Annotated in this window: 27 protein-coding genes; 1 reads left to right on the top strand and 26 read right to left on the bottom strand. The window is 36.2% G+C overall.

The window, feature by feature from the left end; translation table 11 throughout:
- Positions 1-166 precede the first annotated feature (166 nt).
- The 4 genes from P3U61_RS02765 to P3U61_RS02750 form a co-directional block, all read right to left on the bottom strand.
- A complete protein-coding gene (locus tag P3U61_RS02765) occupies positions 167-601 on the bottom strand; it encodes a hypothetical protein (RefSeq protein ID WP_020219634.1) in 435 nt (144 codons plus the stop codon).
- A 465-nt stretch (positions 602-1,066) separates the two neighbouring features.
- Positions 1,067-2,146: an RES family NAD+ phosphorylase gene (locus P3U61_RS02760; RefSeq protein WP_172425810.1), complete on the bottom strand. Its 1,080-nt coding sequence runs from the start codon at positions 2,144-2,146 to the stop codon at positions 1,067-1,069.
- A gap of 5 nt (positions 2,147-2,151) precedes the next feature.
- On the bottom strand, positions 2,152-3,072 hold the full coding sequence (locus tag P3U61_RS02755; RefSeq protein WP_037542453.1) for a sce7725 family protein: 921 nt from the start codon (positions 3,070-3,072) through the stop codon (positions 2,152-2,154).
- The gene (locus P3U61_RS02750) at positions 3,047-3,940 is read right to left on the bottom strand and encodes a sce7726 family protein (protein WP_225550139.1); all 894 of its coding nucleotides are present in this window, start codon (positions 3,938-3,940) and stop codon (positions 3,047-3,049) included. Before P3U61_RS02750 ends, P3U61_RS02755 begins: the two co-directional genes overlap by 26 nt.
- Positions 3,941-4,100: 160 nt before the next feature.
- Between P3U61_RS02750 and P3U61_RS02745 the strand changes: the two genes are divergently transcribed.
- Complete coding sequence (locus tag P3U61_RS02745; RefSeq protein ID WP_015729508.1) at positions 4,101-4,646, top strand: cysteine hydrolase family protein; 546 nt, start codon at positions 4,101-4,103, stop codon at positions 4,644-4,646.
- Positions 4,647-4,934: 288 nt separating this feature from the next.
- On the opposite strand, the gene rpsI is transcribed toward P3U61_RS02745, so the two are convergent.
- The 22 genes from rpsI to rplE all read right to left on the bottom strand — a co-directional run bounded on the left by rpsI (position 4,935) and on the right by rplE (position 17,766).
- The gene (gene rpsI, locus P3U61_RS02740) at positions 4,935-5,327 is read right to left on the bottom strand and encodes a 30S ribosomal protein S9 (protein WP_037542446.1); all 393 of its coding nucleotides are present in this window, start codon (positions 5,325-5,327) and stop codon (positions 4,935-4,937) included.
- Between the two features lie 19 nt (positions 5,328-5,346).
- Positions 5,347-5,784 (bottom strand): 50S ribosomal protein L13, encoded by a 438-nt coding sequence (rplM, locus tag P3U61_RS02735; protein ID WP_014613242.1) that lies wholly within the window; start codon positions 5,782-5,784, stop codon positions 5,347-5,349.
- A gap of 208 nt (positions 5,785-5,992) precedes the next feature.
- Complete coding sequence (gene truA / locus P3U61_RS02730; protein ID WP_063284678.1) at positions 5,993-6,796, bottom strand: tRNA pseudouridine(38-40) synthase TruA; 804 nt, start codon at positions 6,794-6,796, stop codon at positions 5,993-5,995.
- Between the two features lie 15 nt (positions 6,797-6,811).
- On the bottom strand, positions 6,812-7,615 hold the full coding sequence (locus tag P3U61_RS02725) for an energy-coupling factor transporter transmembrane component T family protein (protein WP_014613240.1): 804 nt from the start codon (positions 7,613-7,615) through the stop codon (positions 6,812-6,814).
- Complete coding sequence (locus tag P3U61_RS02720; protein ID WP_199613445.1) at positions 7,605-8,471, bottom strand: energy-coupling factor transporter ATPase; 867 nt, start codon at positions 8,469-8,471, stop codon at positions 7,605-7,607. Before P3U61_RS02720 ends, P3U61_RS02725 begins: the two co-directional genes overlap by 11 nt.
- On the bottom strand, positions 8,468-9,277 hold the full coding sequence (locus P3U61_RS02715) for an energy-coupling factor transporter ATPase (protein WP_037542436.1): 810 nt from the start codon (positions 9,275-9,277) through the stop codon (positions 8,468-8,470). Before P3U61_RS02715 ends, P3U61_RS02720 begins: the two co-directional genes overlap by 4 nt.
- A gap of 480 nt (positions 9,278-9,757) precedes the next feature.
- Positions 9,758-10,126: a 50S ribosomal protein L17 gene (rplQ, locus tag P3U61_RS02710; RefSeq protein WP_014613237.1), complete on the bottom strand. Its 369-nt coding sequence runs from the start codon at positions 10,124-10,126 to the stop codon at positions 9,758-9,760.
- Between the two features lie 16 nt (positions 10,127-10,142).
- Positions 10,143-11,087 (bottom strand): DNA-directed RNA polymerase subunit alpha, encoded by a 945-nt coding sequence (locus P3U61_RS02705; protein WP_014613236.1) that lies wholly within the window; start codon positions 11,085-11,087, stop codon positions 10,143-10,145.
- 75 nt (positions 11,088-11,162) lie between these two features.
- Entirely contained in the window at positions 11,163-11,552 is a 390-nt protein-coding gene (rpsK, locus tag P3U61_RS02700; protein ID WP_014613235.1) for a 30S ribosomal protein S11, read from the bottom strand.
- Between the two features lie 24 nt (positions 11,553-11,576).
- Positions 11,577-11,942: a 30S ribosomal protein S13 gene (gene rpsM, locus P3U61_RS02695; RefSeq protein WP_014613234.1), complete on the bottom strand. Its 366-nt coding sequence runs from the start codon at positions 11,940-11,942 to the stop codon at positions 11,577-11,579.
- Between the two features lie 23 nt (positions 11,943-11,965).
- Entirely contained in the window at positions 11,966-12,079 is a 114-nt protein-coding gene (gene rpmJ, locus P3U61_RS02690) for a 50S ribosomal protein L36 (protein WP_002509257.1), read from the bottom strand.
- A 31-nt stretch (positions 12,080-12,110) separates the two neighbouring features.
- Positions 12,111-12,329, bottom strand: coding sequence for a translation initiation factor IF-1 (infA, locus tag P3U61_RS02685; protein ID WP_001118443.1), 219 nt, complete (start codon positions 12,327-12,329; stop codon positions 12,111-12,113).
- 166 nt (positions 12,330-12,495) lie between these two features.
- Entirely contained in the window at positions 12,496-13,149 is a 654-nt protein-coding gene (locus P3U61_RS02680) for an adenylate kinase (RefSeq protein WP_014613233.1), read from the bottom strand.
- 17 nt (positions 13,150-13,166) lie between these two features.
- Positions 13,167-14,459 (bottom strand): preprotein translocase subunit SecY, encoded by a 1,293-nt coding sequence (gene secY / locus P3U61_RS02675; protein WP_014613232.1) that lies wholly within the window; start codon positions 14,457-14,459, stop codon positions 13,167-13,169.
- Positions 14,459-14,899 carry a 50S ribosomal protein L15 gene (rplO, locus tag P3U61_RS02670; RefSeq protein ID WP_014613231.1) on the bottom strand — a complete coding sequence of 147 codons (441 nt, stop codon included), beginning with the start codon at positions 14,897-14,899 and terminating at the stop codon, positions 14,459-14,461. The genes secY and rplO overlap by 1 nt, the downstream gene beginning before the upstream one ends.
- A 16-nt stretch (positions 14,900-14,915) precedes the next feature.
- A complete protein-coding gene (rpmD, locus tag P3U61_RS02665) occupies positions 14,916-15,095 on the bottom strand; it encodes a 50S ribosomal protein L30 (RefSeq protein ID WP_014613230.1) in 180 nt (59 codons plus the stop codon).
- Between the two features lie 16 nt (positions 15,096-15,111).
- Positions 15,112-15,612, bottom strand: coding sequence for a 30S ribosomal protein S5 (gene rpsE / locus P3U61_RS02660; protein ID WP_014613229.1), 501 nt, complete (start codon positions 15,610-15,612; stop codon positions 15,112-15,114).
- A gap of 22 nt (positions 15,613-15,634) precedes the next feature.
- Positions 15,635-15,994 carry a 50S ribosomal protein L18 gene (rplR, locus tag P3U61_RS02655; protein WP_014613228.1) on the bottom strand — a complete coding sequence of 120 codons (360 nt, stop codon included), beginning with the start codon at positions 15,992-15,994 and terminating at the stop codon, positions 15,635-15,637.
- Between the two features lie 31 nt (positions 15,995-16,025).
- A complete protein-coding gene (rplF, locus tag P3U61_RS02650; RefSeq protein ID WP_014613227.1) occupies positions 16,026-16,562 on the bottom strand; it encodes a 50S ribosomal protein L6 in 537 nt (178 codons plus the stop codon).
- A gap of 28 nt (positions 16,563-16,590) precedes the next feature.
- Entirely contained in the window at positions 16,591-16,989 is a 399-nt protein-coding gene (gene rpsH / locus P3U61_RS02645; protein WP_014613226.1) for a 30S ribosomal protein S8, read from the bottom strand.
- A gap of 30 nt (positions 16,990-17,019) precedes the next feature.
- A complete protein-coding gene (locus P3U61_RS02640) occupies positions 17,020-17,205 on the bottom strand; it encodes a type Z 30S ribosomal protein S14 (RefSeq protein ID WP_014613225.1) in 186 nt (61 codons plus the stop codon).
- A gap of 21 nt (positions 17,206-17,226) precedes the next feature.
- Positions 17,227-17,766, bottom strand: a complete 540-nt coding sequence (gene rplE, locus P3U61_RS02635; RefSeq protein ID WP_014613224.1) for a 50S ribosomal protein L5 — start codon at positions 17,764-17,766, stop codon at positions 17,227-17,229.
- Positions 17,767-17,789 lie beyond the last annotated feature (23 nt).

Here is a 17,789-nt window from a genome sequence, read left to right as displayed (position 1 = left end):
GTATCGTAACCACGTTCTCTTCTTGCTCAGCCACCTTTTCAAAATTGTGGTCCAAATCTTTTGATATCGATAATATGAAGACTAAACTAATCGCATACATGACTAACTCAATATAGATGATCTTATCAATTCCTGTCCTTGCAATTAAAAATGAGCCGATTGACATTCATAACACATAGAGCAATTTTTCAACAATAGATAAATATGAATTCAATGTAACAATTTGCTGTTCTCCAAAACTCTTAATGAATTTCGGTGTAATAGAACCGCTGACCACGTCTAAACAGTTCAAAACAATCGTTAATAGACAGACCGTCCATACATCATCAAAATATTTCAGTGAAAATAAAGCGATAATCAAAATGCATATTCTTGTAATAAACAAATTGCTATTTAATTTCACATGATGAAATAAATCAATTTTGTTGGTAATCACTCTAGACGTCAAAAATCGAATGAAAAAGACGATTGAAACGATAAGAGCTAAAGTAGAATAAGTTGATTTTTCGCCAATAATCCAATATACCGCCACAAATGTTGCACTATTCCCTAATATAATCAAAGCATACGAAATCAGATATATAATTATACTTTTGTTCATGATATCCCCTATTAAATGTCCTATTTTCTGTTAAATTTCATTGTTTGAACAATCGCCTTGTTTCTCCACTGCTGTTATTATAGCTTTCTACACAAGTGCTTATTTATTTCCAGCACAAATGCTTTCGTTTTATATGACAGTTTAGGTTGATGTGTTTGGTACGGTACCATCATCCCTTACATCCCGACAATTATATCTTACATAAAAACAGAAAATTCAATCTTTTTAGTGAAAACCAGTTCGAAAAAGGAGAACAACATTTTAATCACTCGGTAGGATCAAACCGCAAGAAGTTGTCATTTCCTTATTCATCTCTTAAATATAATTCTATTTTATCGCTTTTTAGGGGGAGTAGTTCATTACAGTATTCTTAGGCGGTATAAAGTGGCTTGTGAAGCAGAAGATAAAATACGAGTAACTGGTTCAACTATCTATTTACAATGATTCAAAACATTTAATGCTGCATTATCGACTGTATTGATAGTCAATATATTTGATTGTTTTCTTTTTAACGCGTTCACATTCAACAAGATTGGGATTAAAAAGCAATAAATTCGTAGCATTTTCATTCATAACACTTTTGTACAAAATACCTTGAAACTTTTCATCCGAACTTTTAATAAAATCACTCATGTATTGTAGGGGCAAGTAATGGATATATTTGTCATCATTATTAGCAGGCTTGGCGAGTTCATTAGAAATTCTTATAAATGTATCTCTATTTAAATAATACTCTAATTGGAGTTCATCTCTAAAATCTAACGTTTTGTCTTCAAAATGTCGTAAATCAACAACTTTTATCGGTTCTTTTAATTTAAATTCTCCTATATATACGTTGTCATGAAAACCCGCTCTGACTTCTTGAATACATGCCAATTCATCATCTCCTAAATAAAGATGACTTATCCACTGGGAATTCAATCTTCCTGCTGATGCTTTTTCTTTGGGTGGGGCGTACATTCCTGAAATATCTATTGGCTCGGAGTTAGAAATCCTACAACGATACAACAGAAAGTCTTCAGGCTTAATGATACTTTCTGTAAACTTTAAAAAATGATTTAATAGTTGTAAATTGATATTTTGGGTATGAAATCGATTTTGATATTTGATGGCGTTAGCAAACTTATCCCAGTCGTTGTCTTTTACAATAAGTTTATGATTATCGGTAACAAACTCTTCTTTCACACCTACAAATTCTTGAAGTAGACGTTTATCTATATTTTCATCATTTTTATAAAGTTCTGCTATAATGGTATAAATAGACTCACCATTTAAATTGAATATTGACCACTTAGTTGCAAGACTGTCATGTAATGATTTTAATTTAGACATAGGAAAATTTGCTGGCAGATCTGCTTTAGGTTTATAAATATCAATAATTTGTCTGAGTATATCTCTAATAGGCGTCATTTGAGTATCATTTTCAATTTCAACTGTATGAACGTCTGTGTGATTTCTATTAATATCACAGTGACCAACTGTACCAAACGATTTGATAATGGCTTGAATTTCAATATTAGAAAAACATTCTTCACAAAATTTCAATGACTTCACCTTCTACTCAAATAATTGTCCATAATTTCTAAGTGATGCATAATTGACAACTTCTTTGTAAAACCTAATCCAGGATACCTTTTTTCATTCCACAACACTTGAAATTGTTTCAAAGCATCTGAATGGTTTAATGTTGTTGTTGTCTCCGCCCAATTGATTAATTTTTCAAGTGCTTCTCGAAATTTTCCGGCTGGATCTGAATTATCATCGTTTGATTCTGAAACAAAATGCTTAATTCTCAAAACATCATTTGAATCAAAATAAACGATGTGTATCGCAACTGCAACAGGTGCAAAACCATTATCTAAATAATGATCACCTACAATCGAATAATCTGAGAATGCAACATAGCCCTCGTCTCTATAGTACAAATGATCATCAGAGAAAAATTTGTCTGACTCATCTGCATAATCAACATTCCTTTTTTGTTTGTCAAATGCATCTCTAATTAACCCTATTTCTTGGTGCTCTTGTCTAAAAAAACGACTAAAGCGATGACCGTCTTTCACAAAATTAATACTTGGCACTAAGCTTTTTTCTTTAAGCATCGCAAAATTTTTAAGATCATCTCTTGAAGAATAAATGGCAATAAATTTTTCACTTTTCGAAAGCAAATGCGCGTTTTTCGATACATCTTTAGCATTGTTCATTAAAATCGCATCATAATTAAGATCCAAAACCTCACCTGTAATAGGATGATTTTCTTCATACAAGCTATACTCCCCTACTTGAGGATTGATAATCGTATAAATCTGATGGTTATTTTCAATTCCGGTTTCTAATGTTGATCTTAAAGTCGCAGTTTCTTTAATAGGTTCTATAATTGGAACAACATTTTTGCTGATTAACTTTTTTTCAATTAATTCACGTACTGCGATTAATTCATACTGCTTACCTCTTAGATATGGATAATACATCTTTACCTCCTCCTAATGCGATATTTAAATTGTGGTAATCATTTTTCCTGAATTGACTAAAATACGTTATAAATCTGAGTTCATAAGGTACATTCTTAAAATCATTTTGATAAGCTTTAACTGTGTCTCTTTGCTTCAATAACTGAATGAACTGTTCGTACAAAGGTTCTATTTCAATTTTCTGGAACATTTTTAATAACGCTTGATACTCAGAAAACTGATCAAATTCAGGACTGTAGCCATAAAACATTTTAATAATTGATTTTCTTTCTTCTTTCCTTAACACTTTGTAAATCGCGATATGATTTAACCATTGGCGATTTGGGCTAGGCCTCTGTTTTTGACTAATCGTATTTTTCTTAGACAACACAGAAATTCCAACCGACGTATTTAAGTAGCGTGACTTTACTTTATTGAGATGTGCTTCATCTACAATGATTTCGACATGGTCAAACACTGTATAATAATCCATAATTTGATTGTCCAATCTTTGTAAAGCGTCAAGTTTTGTCTTTATTTCATATACAATCGCCTTACCATTGATTAATATGAAATCTGCTTTTGAGCGCTTTATAGGTAATTCTGTCATAGCAACAGTCGTATTCAAAGCGTGCTTACCTAGAAGTAATTTGTTTAACATCGTGTTTTTAAAAAAATATTCATTCCGATAATTCTTTTTTAATACATTATACAGTTGTTCTATTTTTTTATGATTATTGAGATGAGGGGCATCGTCATTAAAAATTTGGTAATAAGCCTTGTTCAGTAGGTCACTTTCGCCTTCACGTATCAATTCTCTTAACACATTTTTAGAAAACACTTTATTTAAAATATTGATTGTTGCCATCGTCACACCTCTTTCCATCATCACCAGCTCAAACCTTCTCAAGTCTATTCGTAAATCTATTATACATGATATGTGCATAGGATCCTACCGTTAATATTGATTGACTTTCCGCTTCTCAATCACTTTAACATTGTCCCCATCTCGTTTATGCTAAATAGTATAAACTAAGGAGGTTTGAGTTATGACAAAATATGGTTTACTTATAATTGACGTTCAGAACGATTATTTCAGTGGAGGAAAAATGGTTTTACATGAACCCGAAAAGGCCCTTCATCATATTCAACAACTTGAGCATGACTTTAAATCAAAAAATTTACCTATCATTTATATTCAACATATCAATATACAGCCAAATCCTGCATTTTTTGAAAAAGGAACGGATGGGGTGGCATTACACTCTGAATTATCATTGCAAGATGATAGCGTCATCATTGAAAAGCATTTTCCAAACAGTTTCTTTCAAACAAAACTTCAAGCCACACTTGATCAGCTAGAGGTGGATACACTCGTCATTACTGGTATGATGACGCATATGTGTGTCGATTCTACAACAAGAGCTGCCGCTGAATTAGGTTACAATCCTGTGTTGATTCATAATGCGACAGCGACACGCAATTTAGCATTTAATGAAAACAATGTTCAAGCAAATGATGTACAAAACGCATTTATTTCGTCATTAAGTAATTTTTCAACGGTAATGTCTACTGACGATTGGATAAAAGCATAATTCATTCTATATTCTTTGACTACTATTGGTGTATAGGCATGATGACAAACTCATTCATAACGTCATGTACAATTTAGCAGGCTTTCTTTTATCTTACAGTTATTGCTGCCATTTATCATACAGCATTTGTTATTTTTCAATTCGCCCGGTCATTTCAGTGATTAATAACATTCGCTTTATGCCCCACCTATTCTGCAATACATCACTATGAGTCATCTGACTTTCAACAATGAAAAAGACATCTTCCCGCAATGAGAAGATGTCTTGAAACATAATATATAATCGATATTAACGTTTTGAGAATTGAGGTGAACGACGGGCTTTTTTAAGACCTGGTTTTTTACGTTCTTTCATACGTGGGTCACGTGTTAATAAACCAGCACGTTTTAATGAACCTCTGTATTCCGGATCAGCTTCTAATAATGCACGTGCGATACCGTGACGGATTGCTTGTGCTTGACCAGTGAAGCCACCACCGTGAACGTTAACTAAAACGTCATAGTTACCTTTCGTTTCTGTTACGTCGAATGGTTGGTTTAAGTCTAAGATTAATGATTCGAATGGTAAGTATTCACGTACGTCACGATCATTTACTTTAATGTTACCTTCACCTGGTACTAAACGTACACGTGCTACTGAGTTTTTACGACGGCCTGTGCCTCTATATTCAACTTGTGCCAATGTCATTTCCTCCTTCTAATTAACCACGTAACTCGTAGTTTTCTGGTTGTTGTGCAGCGTGTGGATGTTCAGCGCCACCATAAACGAATAATTTTTTACCTTGTTTTTCACCTAAACGTGAACTTGGTAACATTCCTTTAATAGATGTTTCAAGTAAACGTTCTGGGTTAGTACGTTTTAACTCGCCAGCTGTGATTGATTTTAAACCACCTGGGTGATTTGAGTGACGGTAGTAAATTTTATCGTTTTCTTTGTTACCAGTCAATTCGATTTTTGATGCGTTGATGATGATCACGTAGTCACCTGTATCAACGTGTGGTGTGTAAGTTACTTTATTTTTACCGCGTAAGATAGCTGCTACTTCTGATGATAAACGACCTAATGTTTGCCCTTCAGCATCGACAACGTACCATTTGCGCTCAATGTTTGATTCATTTGCCATAAATGTTTGACGCATAATTGAGTCCTCCTAGTGAATAAATGTTTCTATAGTTTTTGGGTGATTGTACGAAACAATCCAGTGCGCTATTTATTCCGTTAGCTGTTGCTCTTTCCTGCTTATATATCTTGTAACACAATAAGTTTCCGGGGCTTATCGTGGGGTGATATAAAACAATACCGTTAACTATGATATAGGTTTTAGCGCATAAAGTCAATGTGTTTCGTTAAATTTGTGTTGATTTTTTAGAGTGAATTTGAATGTGATCTCCAAAGTCCGCTGTTAACTGCTCTGGCGCTAAATAAATCTTCTCCAAATACAGTCCTTCTGCGGGTGCTGTATGAGGAACAAGATTTCTATCTTGCTGGGCTAACAAGTTGGGAACATCGTCTGCTGAACGTTTCCCTTTGCCGACTTCTAATAGATATGCCATAATGACACGCACCATATTGTACAAAAATCCTGATCCTGTAATCACGAAATCGATACCGTCTGCAGTCTGTTCAATACGACTTTCATATATCGTACGTTCTTTGCTTTCAACTTCTGTTTTTTGTGAACAGAACGTCGTAAAATTATGTGTACCGACAAAATACTGAGCCGCACGTTGCATTGCTTCAATATCCAATGCTTTTGGCTCGAATGTTTTCAATTGTGACCAAAACGGGTTGCGATGTTCAGCTTGATAAATGCTATAGCGATAACGTTTCCCGACACAGTCATAGCGACAATGAAAGTCTTGATCAATAAAAGAAACGTCATGAACATAAATATCATCAGGCAATGCACTATTCATCGCATGTTGCCAGCGTTCGGGCGTAATGTTTAAATGCGTATCAAAATGAAAATATTGTGCTTTAGCATGTACACCACGGTCCGTTCGACTGGATGGATGAATGCGTACATGTTGCTGATGCATGCGTTTTAATATTTTTTCAAAGTAGCCTTGAATTGTTCGCCCTTGATTTTGAATTTGAAATCCTAAAAATTGTGCACCGTTATAACTGATTTTAACGAGGACACGCTGCATAATATCGTCCTTTCTTTAAAAAGTATGGCCTAACCATAGAGAAACCGCTGCAATAGGAACGAGGCTGATAATTAATAATGTGTCTTTCAGCTGCCATTTTAAAATGCGATAACTCGTTCGTTCTGCATTGGCATCGTAACCTCTCACTTCCATCGCAATCGCAAGTTCTTCTGCACGTTGAAACGCAGAAATAAACAATGGAATGAGTAATGGAATAAATGCTTTAATTCTCGCAGCCAATGAACCTGAGCTAATGTCAGAGCCCCGTGATTTTTGAGATAAAATGATTTTATCCAATTCTTCCATTAATGTCGGAATAAAACGTAAGGCAATCGACATCATCATACTTAATGCTGCCACAGGAATTTTAATGTATTTTAACGGTTTAAACAGACGATCAAATGCATCTGTCAAATTGAGCGGACTCGTCGTTAATGTCAAAATCGTTGAGACAATCATAATGAATCCGAGTCGAAGCATGATAAGTATCCCTTCTCTAATCCCGTTTGAATCAATAGTAATGAAGCCCCATTCAATCAAACGTGTTCCACCTTTAGTGAGAAACAGATGCATCATAAAGGTTAAAATTAAAAAGAAGAATACCGGTAAGAGTCCTTTGATAAGAAACCATAATGGAATACGTGCAAGTTTAGTAACTGTGAGTAATATAAGTGCAAGCCACAAATAACTTAAAGGCGCGTGACTAAAAAAAATAATGATAATAAACAAAAATACAAAAATCAGTTTCGCGCGCGGGTCCAATCGATGTATGACGGTATCGAGCGGAAGAAAACGTCCAATAATTAGCTTATCCTTCATGACGTTGCCTCCATTCTTCATAAATCGCTACAAACGATGCTTCTGTTAATGCCAACTTGTCGAACTGTACGCCCAATTTCGCCTCAACATCACGCTGTAACCGCACAATGTCAGGAAGGCATAAGTGCAAAGCATTGACGTCATCAGGGCGTTGGAAAAAGTCATACGGCGTCGTGGATTCTATTAAAGTTCCACCTTGCATGATTTTAATTTCATCCGCAAATTCAGCGACATCGTTCATATCGTGTGTCACTAAAATAATCGTTTTCCCTTCTTCCAACTGTAGTTTCTTAAACAACGCCATCACTTGAGCTTTACTTCGTGGATCTAAACCCGCTGTCGGTTCGTCTAAAATTAAAATATCCGGGTCCATCGCTAATATGGCAGCGAGCGCAATTTTACGCATTTGCCCTCCTGAGAGTAGAAACGGAGACTGCTGCATCACTTTTTCTGCATCAAAACCGAGTTCACCAAGCAACGTCATTGCTTTGTCACGTGCCTCTTCTATGTCAAGCCCATAATTACGTGGTCCGAACAATACTTCCTTTTCGACAGTTTCCTCAAATAACTGGGACTCCGGAAATTGAAAAACCATACCTATCCGTTGACGAATCGATTTCAGATGTTTATCTTTCGTTTTTCGGTTGACGATGACATCTAGCACTTGAACCTTGCCACGGGTCGGTTTCACTAAACCATTGAAATGTTGAATCAATGTGGACTTGCCAGACCCCGTTTTACCGATAATCGCATAATAACGTCCAGGTAAAAACTCTGTTGAGATTTGATTTAACGCTTGATATTCATAAGGTGTATTCTTTTGATACGTATAGGAAACTTCTTCAAATTTAATCATGTCAACCGCTCCAATAATCCTTCATACGTTATAAACGATTGGCTAAGATTTAACTTTTGAGCCATGCGCATCTCAAAGGGCAAATCCAAACCAATTTCTACTAACGCTTCACCTTTCTCAAAAATCTTTTCAACCGTTCCTTCTAAAAACACTTCGCCGCGATTCATCACAATCACACGATCTGACGACACGACTTCTGAAAGGTCATGTGTAATCGCAATGACCGTAACACCTTTATGTCGATTGAGTGCTTTCACCATCGCTAGTATATCACGCTTACCTTCTGGGTCCAACATCGCCGTCGCTTCATCTAAAATAATCAATTGCGGTTCTAAAGCTAAAACACTCGCAATCGCGACACGCTGTTTTTGACCACCAGAAAGCGCAGTAGGTTCATGATGCTGTTTATCATACATATCTACATCTTTAAGGACTAAAGGCACAATGTCATGCATCTCATTGTAGGACAATCCTTTATTCTCTAAACCAAAAGCCACATCATAGCTTACTGTTGATCCTACAAATTGATTTTCAGGATTTTGAAACACGATGCCAATATGATGTTCAAAAGCTGAACGATCGACACCTTTAATCGAACTGCCGTTAATACGAATATCGCCTTGATAATTTTGTTCAATACCTGTGAGCAGTTTCGCTAATGTTGATTTACCCGAACCGTTATGACCGACAATAGATAACCATTCACCTTTGTTCACTTTGAATTGGATATCATTTAAAACTTTCGGTTGATCCTCATGATATTGAAATGAAACGTGATCAAATTCTATCAAGTGCTCGTGTTCCATTTCTAGTGCCTCCTTTATGTGCTAATATGACTATTTTACAAAAAACAACGCCATTTGTATATGTATCGGAAATGTTTGCCTGCGATTCAATCCCATCGTATGCCATTAGCGTTTCTGACTTGACTTAACGCTTATCGTCCCATTAAAAAAAGGGTATGAGACAATCAACCATCATCTCACACCCTTGTCTATTATTGTCAGACTGAGACACATCTAAGTTTTCACAGTCTTGATCTTCTCATAGTCTTATTTTCAATCAATAATGATAAAGCAGTCAAAAAAATGAGGACGATTGGAACACAAAAGTTTGACGTCCCGACCCATCCAACATTGACATAAAAAAGCGCGCACCCCATCTGAATTGAGTTCACGCTTTGTCGTCAATATTAAGTTAGATGGGGTACTCTGAGCTAGACAATATTTGTATGTGGCAAACATTATCGTTGCACTCATTTGCTTTCATGTAGTAGTGTGTATCAATTATACTAATTCAATGATTACTTTTAATGCGCCATCGCCTTGGCGTGGAGCAACTTTAAGAATACGAGTGTAACCACCTTGACGCTCTTGGTAACGTTCAGCGATTTCACCGAATAATTTTTGAAGTGCAGTTTGAGTCGTTTCATCTTCGTTTAAGATTTGAACGTTACGTAATGTTTTAGCAGCATTACGACGAGAAGCTAAGTCACCTTTTTTACCTAAAGTAATCAATTTTTCAACTACGCTACGAAGTTCTTTCGCACGTGCTTCAGTCGTTTCGATGCGTTCGCTAACGATTAATGATGTTGCTAAGTCACGTAACATTGCTTTACGTTGATCTGAAGTACGACCTAATTTTCTGTAACCCATGAGTTAACCTCCTTTATCAATCTTCTTTTCTTAGACCTAAACCTAAGTCTTCTAATTTGTATTTTACTTCTTCAAGAGACTTACGACCTAAGTTACGAACTTTCATCATATCAGCCTCTGATTTGTCAGCGAGTTCTTGTACTGAGTTAATACCCGCACGTTTAAGACAGTTGTATGAACGTACAGATAAGTCTAATTCTTCAATAGACATTTCTAATACTTTTTCTTTTTGATCTTCTTCTTTTTCAATCATGATTTCTGCATTTTGTGCTTCGTCAGTTAAGCCAACAAAGATGTTTAAATGCTCAGTCATAATTTTAGCAGCTAAAGATACTGACTCTTGCGGTGTAATTGAGCCATCAGTCCATACGTCTAATGTCAATTTGTCGAAGTCAGAACTTTGTCCCACACGTGTATTTTCAACTGTATAATTCACACGCTCTACTGGAGAGTATAATGAATCTACTGGAATCACACCAATTGGAAGATCACTTGAGTTATTTTGATCAGCTAATGCATACCCACGTCCTGTATTCGCAACTAAACGTAACTTAAGGTGACCACCTTTAGACACTGTCGCAATTTTAAGATCAGGGTTCAAAATTTCAACATCACTGTCATGCATGATATCTTTTGCAGTGACTTCGCCTTCTTCTTTAATATCGATTTCAAGTGTTTTATCCTCTTCAGAATAAATCTTAAGTGCTAACTTTTTAATATTCATCACAATTGTAGAAACATCTTCAACGACATGATCAATTGCAGAGAATTCGTGTAACACACCTTCAATTTCGATATACTTCACAGCCGCACCTGGTAATGATGATAGTAGGATACGACGTAAGGAGTTTCCTAGTGTAGTACCATAACCACGCTCTAATGGTTCAACAACGAACTTACCGAATTTAGCATCATCACTAACTTCAATTGTCTCAATTCTAGGTTTCTCAATTTCAATCATTTACATATCCTCCTTAAGTACGTCGACTTGCATAAACTTTAAATTCAAGTGATTTGTGACAAAACGAAAATTTAATTATACGCGACGACGTTTTGGTGGACGGCAACCATTATGTGGAACTGGAGTAACGTCTTTAATCGCTGTTACTTCTAAACCTGCTGATTGTAACGCACGGATCGCTGACTCACGACCTGGGCCAGGGCCTTTTACAGTTACTTCAACTGATTTTAAACCATGCTCCATCGCTGCTTTTGAAGCTGTTTCAGAAGCCATTTGTGCTGCGAATGGTGTAGATTTTTTAGAACCTTTAAAACCAAGCGCACCTGCAGATGACCATGATAAAGCATTACCGAATTCATCTGTAATTGTTACGATTGTATTATTGAATGTTGAACGGATATGAGCCACACCGTTTTCAATATTCTTTTTCACTCTACGTTTACGTGATACTTGTTTACGTGCCATAGTATAATTTGCCTCCTTTACCTATTATTTTTTCTTGTTAGCTACAGTTTTAACTGGGCCTTTACGCGTACGAGCGTTGTTTTTAGTTTTTTGACCGTTAACTGGTAAACCACGACGGTGGCGGATACCACGGTAAGATGAGATTTCCATCAAACGTTTGATGTTTAAGTTTGTTTCACGGCGTAAGTCACCTTCAACTTTATAACCGTCTACAACTTCACGAATACGACCTAACTCATCGTCAGTAAGGTCTTTAACACGTGTATCTTCTGAAACGTTTGCTTCTGAAAGGATCTTTTGTGCTGATGTTTTACCGATACCGTAGATATAAGTTAATGAGATTACTACGCGTTTATCACGTGGGATATCAATTCCTGCAATACGTGCCATTATAATTTACACCTCTCTTTTAATTAACCTTGTTTTTGTTTATGCTTAGGGTTTTCACAGATTACCATGACTTTACCTTTACGTTTAATGACTTTACATTTTTCGCAAATAGGTTTTACTGATGGTCTTACTTTCATTTTTATACCTCCTTCAATGTTGGAGTGACAATTATTTATAACGATATGTGATTCTTCCGCGTGTTAAATCATACGGAGACATTTCTACTGTTACTTTGTCGCCAGGTAGAATACGGATATAGTTCATTCGAATTTTACCACTCACATGTGCTAGAATTTCATGACCATTTTCTAATTCTACTTTAAACATTGCATTTGGTAAAGTATCTAATACTGTACCTTCAAGTTCGATAACGTCTTGTTTTGCCATTTGGAATAACGCCTCCCTTTTGTTGTAAGGATATAGAATATTTATTCATGAACGGTCTACTTTAGTTATACTCACTTTTACACAATCGTTATAAAGCCTTGTCACCATAAAAATCAATTTATGCTATCAAAGTTAACGACTGATTCAAAATGATCTCACCAAGCCGTTATGATTTAAGTGACTCTAAAATTTCAATCACATCTGATGTAACTTCATCAATGTGTTTTGACCCGTCGATGTTTTTCAAAAGACCTTTTTGATTGTAAAACTCTAAAATAGGTTTAGATTGCTTTACATTCACTTCTAAACGGTTCGCAACAGTTTCAGGGTTGTCGTCTTCACGTTGATAAAGCTTACCACCATCAATATCACAAATACCTTCAACTTTTGGAGGATTGAAAACAAGATGATATGTTGTGCCACAAGTCTCGCAAATACGACGACCTGTTAGACGATTCATGAGTTCTTCTTCTGGCACCTCGATATTCACAACTGCATCAATCGTTCTTCCAAGTTCTTCTAGGATTGAATTTAATGCTTCTGCTTGCTCAATCGTACGAGGAAATCCGTCTAATAAGAAACCTTTTTTTGCATCGTCTTCAGAGATACGTTCTTTTACAATCCCAACTGTAACCTCGTCTGGTACAAGTTCACCACGATCCATATAGGATTTCGCTTCTTTACCTAGTTCAGTTTCATCTTTAATCGCTTTTCTGAACATATCCCCCGTTGAAATGTGAGGAATAGGGTACTTTTTAATGATTTCACTCGCTTGAGTTCCTTTACCAGCACCAGGCAATCCCATTAAGATAATGTTCATAAGTGCCCTCCTACAAATTATCGTCTACCAAAGCCTTTATATTCTTTTTCATTCACTTGAGCTTCTAAACTTTTCATTGTTTCAATGGCAACACCGATAACGATGAGTAAGCTTGTACCACCCAATTGAATTGCTTGTGGTAAGTTCATAAATTTAGTTGCGATAATTGGTAAAATCGCAATGACCGCTAAGAAAATTGAACCTACAAACGTTAAGCGATATAAGACTTTAGTGATATATTTTTTCGTTTGTTCACCAGGACGAATCCCTGGAACGTAACTGCCTTGCTTCTTAAGATTTTCTGCCATCTTTTCAGGGTTGACTTGAACAAATGCATAGAAATAAGTAAATGCAATAATCAAGACAACATAAACTACCATACCCATATTATGAGATGGGTCAGCGTAATTTCCTAGCTTTTGTGCCCAGTCGGCATCCGGGAAGAACAATGATAATGTTCTCGGTAATAAAAAGAATGCCATTGAAAAGATGACTGGAATCACACCAGCTGAGTTAACTTTTAATGGTAAGTATGTTGCTTGTGAACCAAGACGCATATGAGATTGTTTCTTTGCATATTGAATAGGTATTTTACGAATCGCTTGTAATACATATACCGCGCCGACAGTTAATAAAATCATACCGACAACGAGTCCAGCGACTTTCAACCAAGCGAAAGTAACATCATCTTGTCCGATAAACTCCTGTTGGTAAAATTGCATGAGTCCAGACGGTAATGTAGATAAAATACCTGCAAAGATGATAATAGAAATACCATTACCAACACCATATTGCGTGATCTGTTCACCTAACCACATTAAAAATGCAGTTCCTGACGTAAGTACTATTGCAATTAACAAATACGACCAAACATTTTGTTCTTTGATAAGTGCCCCGTCCAAATAATTATTGAATTGGAACGACATACCAATCGATTGAATAAATGCTAAAACAATTGTGAAATAACGTGTGAAGTTGTTTAACTTCTTACGACCAGTTTCACCTTGCTTTGCCCATTCAGTAAACTTAGGTACAATATCCATTTGCAATAGTTGCATAACAATTGAAGCAGTGATGTAGGGCATGATTCCCATAGCAAAAATGGAAAAGTTCTTCAAGGCTCCGCCACCAAACGTGTTTAACAAGTCAGTGACGCCTTGAGAACCTTGTCGATTATCAAATGCTGCTGGATTAACACCAGGTGCTGGGATATACGTACCTATTTTGAAAATGACTAACATTGCAAGAGTAAAAAGTATCTTGTTACGAACTTCTTTTGTTTTAAAAAAGTTCACAAGCGTGTGAAACATTAGATCACCTCTTGTGCTCCGCCTTTCGCTTCAATAGCGGCTTTAGCTGAAGCTGAGAATTTGTGTGCTTTAACAGTTAATTTCTTTTCTAATGAACCATTACCTAAAACTTTAATGCCAGCTTTTTCATTCTTAACTACGCCTGTTTCGATTAATAACTCAGGTGTTACCTCAGTACCATCTTCAAATTGATTAAGTTGGTCCAAGTTAACGATAGCGTATTCTTTACGGTTGATGTTTGTGAAACCACGTTTTGGAATACGACGGAATAATGGTAATTGACCACCTTCGAAACCTGGTCTTACGCCACCACCTGAACGTGCTTTTTGACCTTTTTGACCACGACCACTTGTTTTACCGTTACCAGTACCTGCGCCACGGCCGACACGGTTACGTAATTTACGTGATCCTTCTGATGGTTTTAATTCATGTAATTTCATTTTGGCACCTCCTTAATTATTTTTCTTCTACTGATACTAAGTGACTTACTTTGTTAATTTGTCCACGAATTGCTGCGTTGTCTTCAACTGTAACAGATGAATTGACCTTACCTAGGCCAAGTGCTTTAACTGTTTTACGTTGTGTTTCTGGACGCCCAATAACGCTTTTAGTGAGGGTGATTTGTAATTTAGCCATTTATCTGTTTCCCTCCTTAATTGTATAATTCTTCTACTGTTTTGCCGCGTAAACGCGCAACATCTTCAGCATTTTTTAAGTTTTTCAAACCATTGATTGTCGCACGAACCATGTTGATTGGTGTATTTGAACCTAATGATTTACTTAAGATATCAGTGATACCTGCAAGCTCTAATACGGCACGAACTGGTCCACCTGCGATAACACCTGTACCAGGTGCTGCTGGTTTCATTAAAACACTTCCTGAACCGAAACGTCCAGTGATTGTGTGTGGTGTAGTACCGTCAACACGAGTAACTGTAATTAAATCTTTTTTCGCAGCTTCTACTGCTTTTTTGATTGCCTCAGGTACCTCTTGTGCTTTACCAGTACCGAATCCAACGCGACCATTTTTGTCACCTACTACTACAAGTGCAGTAAAACGGAAACGACGTCCACCTTTTACAACTTTAGCAACACGGTTAATCGTAACAACGCGTTCTTCAAATTCTTTAACTTCTTCTTCTCTACGAGCCATTTATATTGTCCCTCCTTTTAAATTAAAATTGAAGTCCATTTTCGCGAGCTGCATCTGCTAGTGCTTTCACACGTCCGTGGAATAAGTATCCTCCACGATCAAATACAACTGCTTCGATGCCTTTTTCATTTGCTTTCTTAGCAATTACTTCGCCGACTTTAGATGCCATTTCAACTTTTGTTGTAGAAGCATCTACTTCGCTATCTTTAGTTGAAGCTTGAACTAAAGTAACGCCTTTAGTATCGTCGATGATTTGTGCATAGATGTGTTTGTTTGAACGATATACGTTTAGACGTGGCTTTTCGCTAGTACCTGACAATTTCGTACGAACACGTGCATGTCTTTTTAAACGTACTTTATTTTTATCAATTTTGCTGATCATGTCAATACTCCTTTCTTATTAGAGTGATTTATTATTTACCAGTTTTACCTTCTTTACGACGTACATATTCACCTTGGTAACGGATACCTTTACCTTTGTAAGGCTCTGGAGGACGAACGTCACGAATTTTTGATGCTGTTGCACCTACTAATTCTTTGTCGATTCCTTCAACTTTAACTGTCGTATTTTTTTCTACTGAGAAAGTGATTCCTTCAGCAGCTTCAAATTCAACTGGGTGAGAGTAACCTACGTTTAATACAAGTTTGCTACCTTGAACTTGTGCACGGTAACCAACACCGATAAGTTCAAGTGTTTTTTCGTATCCTTTAGATACACCTTGTACCATGTTATTGATTAACGCACGAGTTGTACCATGAATTGTTCTATGTTCTTTAGAATCTGATGGTCTAACAACTTCAAGTGTGTTTTCATCTTGTTTGTAAGTCATTTCTTCATTTAAAGTTTGTGATAATTCACCTTTAGGCCCTTTTACTGAAACTGTATTTCCTTCGATCGTTACAGTGACATCGCTAGGGATTTCGATAATTTTTTTACCAACACGGCTCATGTTCTGGCACCTCCTTATTTATTTAATATTACCAAATGTAAGCTAATACTTCTCCGCCTACGTTACGTTTTCTAGCTTCTTTATCAGTGATTACACCTTCAGAAGTTGAAACTAATGCAATACCTAAACCGTTTAATACTTTAGGCACTTCGTTTGCTTTAGCATAAACACGTAAACCAGGTTTTGAAATACGTTTAAGACCAGTAATAACACGTTCGTTATTTGAACCATATTTTAAGAATAAACGGATAACACCTTGTTTATCATCTTCGATATATTCTACATTTTTGATGAAACCTTCATTTTTAAGGATTTCAGCAATTTCTTTTTTAATGTTTGATGCAGGTAATTCTAATTTTTCGTGACGCACCATGTTTGCGTTTCTTACACGAGTAAGCATATCTGCAATTGGATCTGACAATGTCATAGTTGTTGCCTCCTTTCAAGAGTTAAATTTTTACCAGCTAGCTTTACGTACGCCAGGAATTTGACCTTTGTAAGCTAATTCACGGAAACAAATACGGCAAAGTTTAAATTTACGATATACAGAATGTGGACGACCACAACGATCGCAACGTGTATATTCACGGACTTGGAATTTTTGTTTACGTTGTTGCTTAACAACCATTGATTTTTTAGCCATCTAATTCGCCTCCTTTAGAGATTATTTTTGAAACGGCATACCGAATTGAGTTAATAATTCACGCGCTTCTTCATCTGTGTTAGCAGTAGTAACGATAACGATATCCATACCACGTACTTTTGATACTTTATCATAGTCAATCTCAGGGAAGATTAATTGTTCTTTAACACCTAATGTGTAGTTACCGCGACCGTCGAATGCATTTTTAGATACACCGCGGAAGTCACGTACACGTGGTAATGAAACTGAGATTAATTTATCTAAGAATTCATACATTCTTTCGCCACGTAATGTTACTTTAGCACCAATTGGCATACCTTCACGTAAACGGAATGTCGCAACTGATTTTTTCGCTTTAGTGATTAATGGTTTTTGACCAGTGATTGCAGTTAATTCTTCAACAGCGTTATCTAATACTTTTGAGTTTTGTACTGCGTCACCTACACCCATGTTCACAACAATTTTATCGATTCTAGGTACTTCCATTACTGAGCTGTAGTTAAACTTTTTAACTAAGTTTTGTGTAACTTCTGAATTAAATTTTTCTTTTAAACGGTTCAAAGTGGATCCTCCTTTCAACTAGA

It is taken from the genome of Staphylococcus pseudintermedius, assembly GCF_034042775.1.
GTDB classification, from domain to species: domain Bacteria; phylum Bacillota; class Bacilli; order Staphylococcales; family Staphylococcaceae; genus Staphylococcus; species Staphylococcus pseudintermedius.
This window is presented reverse-complemented; position numbering and strand designations above follow the sequence as displayed.